Source organism: Streptacidiphilus pinicola (assembly GCF_003258295.1).
Taxonomy (GTDB): domain Bacteria; phylum Actinomycetota; class Actinomycetes; order Streptomycetales; family Streptomycetaceae; genus Streptacidiphilus; species Streptacidiphilus pinicola.
Genome location: NZ_QKYN01000150.1, coordinates 1 through 3448 on the forward strand (window position 1 = coordinate 1; position 3448 = coordinate 3448).

6 protein-coding genes are annotated in these 3448 nt (G+C 72.0%); 4 read left to right on the forward strand and 2 right to left on the reverse strand.

Annotated features, from left to right (window positions below; translation table 11 throughout):
- Positions 1-81 precede the first annotated feature (81 nt).
- Genes DN069_RS40510 through DN069_RS31890 form a run of 4 tightly spaced genes read left to right on the forward strand, consistent with a single transcriptional unit; the run spans position 82 to position 1760 of the window.
- Entirely contained in the window at positions 82-372 is a 291-nt protein-coding gene (locus DN069_RS40510; RefSeq protein ID WP_165845727.1) for a hypothetical protein, read from the forward strand.
- Entirely contained in the window at positions 344-766 is a 423-nt protein-coding gene (locus DN069_RS31880; RefSeq protein ID WP_111506718.1) for a roadblock/LC7 domain-containing protein, read from the forward strand. Before DN069_RS40510 ends, DN069_RS31880 begins: the two co-directional genes overlap by 29 nt.
- A gap of 12 nt (positions 767-778) precedes the next feature.
- Positions 779-1162: a DUF742 domain-containing protein gene (locus DN069_RS31885; protein ID WP_111506719.1), complete on the forward strand. Its 384-nt coding sequence runs from the start codon at positions 779-781 to the stop codon at positions 1160-1162.
- Positions 1143-1760: a GTP-binding protein gene (locus DN069_RS31890; RefSeq protein ID WP_111506720.1), complete on the forward strand. Its 618-nt coding sequence runs from the start codon at positions 1143-1145 to the stop codon at positions 1758-1760. The genes DN069_RS31885 and DN069_RS31890 overlap by 20 nt, the downstream gene beginning before the upstream one ends.
- A gap of 7 nt (positions 1761-1767) precedes the next feature.
- On the opposite strand, the gene DN069_RS31895 is transcribed toward DN069_RS31890, so the two are convergent.
- On the reverse strand, positions 1768-2316 hold the full coding sequence (locus tag DN069_RS31895) for a hypothetical protein (protein WP_111506721.1): 549 nt from the start codon (positions 2314-2316) through the stop codon (positions 1768-1770).
- Between the two features lie 107 nt (positions 2317-2423).
- Positions 2424-3185: a lysophospholipid acyltransferase family protein gene (locus DN069_RS31900; RefSeq protein WP_111506722.1), complete on the reverse strand. Its 762-nt coding sequence runs from the start codon at positions 3183-3185 to the stop codon at positions 2424-2426.
- Positions 3186-3448: the final 263 nt, after the last annotated feature.

A 3448-nucleotide genomic window follows, 5' to 3' on the forward strand; every position in this document is an offset into this window, starting at 1 on the left:
TGACCGACCCCGCCCGCCGCGGCGGCTCCCGCGGCGGGCGGGGTCGGTCAGGGCGGCGGGGCGAACCCGCCGGCCGGGCCGGTGAACGCGCAGGAGGGGGAGGAGTTGCCGCGCCGTGTGCGGCAGGCGAGCATCGCCGTGCAACTGCGCGAGGCCCCGCCGCCCGAGACGCCACGCGTCGGGCGCGCCGCCGCGGCAGCGGACGAGCGCAGCCCCGAACAGGCCAGGGCGACCATGGCCGCGCTGCGCGACGGCTGGAACCGCGGACGCAACGGCGGGGGCGCCGCCGGACGGCATCTGCGACTGCACCAGGACTTCGAGGATTTCGAGAGGAGCGCCGCGGATGGCCGCGACGATGAATCACACCGGTGAGCTGAACTGGCTGTTGGACGAGCTGGTCTCCCGGGTCGCCCAGGTGCGGCACGCCGTCGTGCTCTCCCGCGACGGACTCGCCCTCGGCGTCTCCGCCGGGCTGGGCCGGGAGGACGGGGAGCACCTCGCCGCCGTGGCGTCCGGCTTCCACAGCCTCGCCAAGGGCACCGGCCGTCACTTCAACGCGGGCGAGGTGCGGCAGACGATGGTGGAACTCGACGGCGGGTTCCTCTTCGTCGTCGCCGCCGGCGACGGCACCTGCCTCGCGGTCTTCGCCGGCGCGGACGCGGACATCGGCCTGATCGCCTACGAGATGGCCCGCCTGGTCCGCCGGGTGGGCGAGCACCTCTACACCCCGCCCCGCGGCGCGGTCGACGCTCCATCCGCGGGCTGAGGGCTGAGCGACATGGAACCGAACTGGTTCGACGAGGAGGCGGGCCCCATGGTCCGCCTCTACGCCCTGACCAGGGGCCGGACCAGGCCCGCCAGCGAGGCGTTCGACCTGATCGCCATGGTTGTCGCGGACACCCCGTACGGGCCGGAGAGCCCGTACGGGGAGGAGCTCGGGCTCTCGCCCGAGTCCGCCTCGATCCTGAACCTCTGCCGCTACCAGCCCCAGTCCGTCGCCGAGATCGCCGCCGAGCTGGACCTGCCGGTCGGCGTCGTCCGCGTGCTCCTCGGCGACCTCCTGGACGCGGGACTGATCCGCGTCAGCCGTCCCGTCCCGCCCGCCATGCTCCCCGACGAGCGCATCCTCCGAGAAGTGATCAATGGCCTCCGTGCACTCTGACGCCACCTCCGCCAACCCGACCGCGACGCCCGCCGACGAACCCGCACTCGCCCTGAAGATCCTGGTCGCCGGCGGCTTCGGGGTGGGCAAGACCACCCTGGTCGGCGCGGTCAGCGAGATCCGCCCGCTGCGTACTGAGGAGCAGCTGACCGAGGCGAGCCGCGGCGTCGACGACCTCGGCGGGGTGGAGCAGAAGACCACCACGACGGTGGCCATGGACTTCGGCCGGATCACCATCCGGGACGGGCTCTCGCTCTACCTCTTCGGCACCCCGGGCCAGGACCGGTTCTGGTTCCTGTGGGACGAGTTGGCCCACGGCGCCCTCGGCGCCGTGGTGCTGGCCGACACCCGCAGGCTGCAGGACTGCTTCCCGTCCGTGGACTACTTCGAGCGCCGCGGCATCCCGTTCGTCGTCGCGGTCAACTGCTTCACCGGCGCGCGCACGCACGCCGTGGAGCGGATCGGCCGGGCGCTCGACCTGGAGGCGGAGACGCCCGTCATCCTCTGCGACGCGCGCGAGCGCGACTCGGGGAAGAAGGTGCTGATCGCCCTGGTCGAGCATGCGAGCCGGCTGCACGCCGCCCGCATGCTCGCCTGAGCGACCGTCAGGAGGCCGCCACGACGACGGTGATGTCGAACTTGCCGTTCGCGTCGGTGCAGCGCATCGCCTCACCGCAGTTGGTGCGGGTCGCGCTCACCGTCGCGGTGCCGGCCGCGACCGCGACGAACTCCGTCTGCTGCGCACGGCAGCCCACGCCGGGCGGACAGCCGTGGCCGGGGCTGGGGGAGGCGAGCGTCGGGGCGCCGGACTGCTTCAGCACGGCCGCGGAGCTGCTGGTCGGCGCGGGCCAGTAGCCGCCCGTCAGCACGACCTGGAGCGTCTGGCCGGGGTGCAGGGTCACGGTGTGGCCCTTGTCCGCGTTGTGCACGACGACGGTCGCACCGGTGGCCGAGGTGGTACCGCCCGGCGTGCCCGAGGTCCCGCCGCCGGGCGTCGCCGAGGCGGAGGCGGACGCGGAGGCGGAAGCCGCGGCAGAGGAGCTGGAGGCCACGCCGGAGCCTGTCGTCGTGGTGGACGAGCAGCCGCTGAGCAGCAGCACGGCGGAGAGGGCGCCGGCCGCAGCGAGAGAACGCGTGGTGAGGGTGGTGTGCATCGGTCCTCCTGGATCGGTTGCCGATCCGACGCGGAAGCCCGCCAACCGGTTCCCGGTCGTGTCCACGTCCAGCGTTTCCGCTGATCACGCGGTCGACGCAGGCCGGCTCAGTCCTTGCGCGCGGCCTTCTCCTCGGCGGCGCGGTTGTCCTCGTCCTCGGCCTGCTGCGGGGTCGGCGCGGTGCCGCCCAGCTGCTCCGGGAGCCACCAGCGGTCCTCGGGGCCGGCCGGCTGGTCCGGGTACTCGCTCTGTGCGCGCTCCAGCAGAGCGTTCATGGCCTCGCGCAGGCGGCGGGTGACCATGACGGGGCGGTCCTGCGGGGTCAGCAGAATCGGTTCACCGATCCGGATGCTGACGGGCGTGTGGCGCCGGGTCAGGTTCTTCGGCCGGCCCTTGGTCCACAGTCTCTGCGTGCCCCAGAGGATGACCGGCAGCAGCGGCACGTCCGCGTCCGCCGCCATCCGGGCCGCGCCGGTCTTGAACTTCTTCAGCATGAACGAGCGGCTGATCGTCGCCTCGGGGAAGACGCCGACCACCTCGCCGGCGCGCAGCGCGGCCACCGCCGCGTCGTAGGCGGGCTGGCCGTCGGAGCGGTCCACGGGGATGTGGTGCATGCCGCGCATCAGCGGCCCGGAGACCGGGTGCTTGAAGACCTCGTCCTTGGCCATGAACCGCGTCTTGCGCTTGGCGGACTTGTAGGCACCCAGGCCGGCGAAGAGGAAGTCCAGGTAGCTGATGTGGTTGCTGACCAGCACCGCACCGCCGCTGCGCGGTACGTTCTCGGCACCTTCGATCTCGATCTTGAGGTCCAGGCCGCGGAAGGCGGTCAGGGCCGCACCGATGATCGGCGGGTACACGAGATCTGCCACAGTCAGCCCAATGCTCAGCGGGCCGGTGCCCGAGCCTACGGTTACGTCAGCGTAAGTTGCCGACAGCAGATGGTGCCCGCAAACGGCACTCCGTGTCACGTCCGACCCGTCAATAGGGTCGATCTCACACGTACGGTGAGCGGGCCTCTTATTGCGCCTCAGGGTGGGTGGGGGAGTATGGCTCCGAGGGCGCCAGGCGTAAGCTACCCTTCGGTAACAAAGGTGACCAGTACACCAGTACAGGAGACAGGTCGTGAGCTTGA

Excerpts from the sequence above, each read along its gene's own strand:
- DN069_RS31895 (WP_111506721.1), bottom strand. The coding sequence starts at position 2,316 with ATGCACACCACCCTCACCACGCGTTCTCTCGCTGCGGCCGGCGCCCTC.
- DN069_RS31890 (WP_111506720.1), top strand. The coding sequence starts at position 1,143 with ATGGCCTCCGTGCACTCTGACGCCACCTCCGCCAACCCGACCGCGACG.
- DN069_RS31885 (WP_111506719.1), top strand. The coding sequence starts at position 779 with ATGGAACCGAACTGGTTCGACGAGGAGGCGGGCCCCATGGTCCGCCTC.
- DN069_RS31880 (WP_111506718.1), top strand. The coding sequence starts at position 344 with ATGGCCGCGACGATGAATCACACCGGTGAGCTGAACTGGCTGTTGGAC.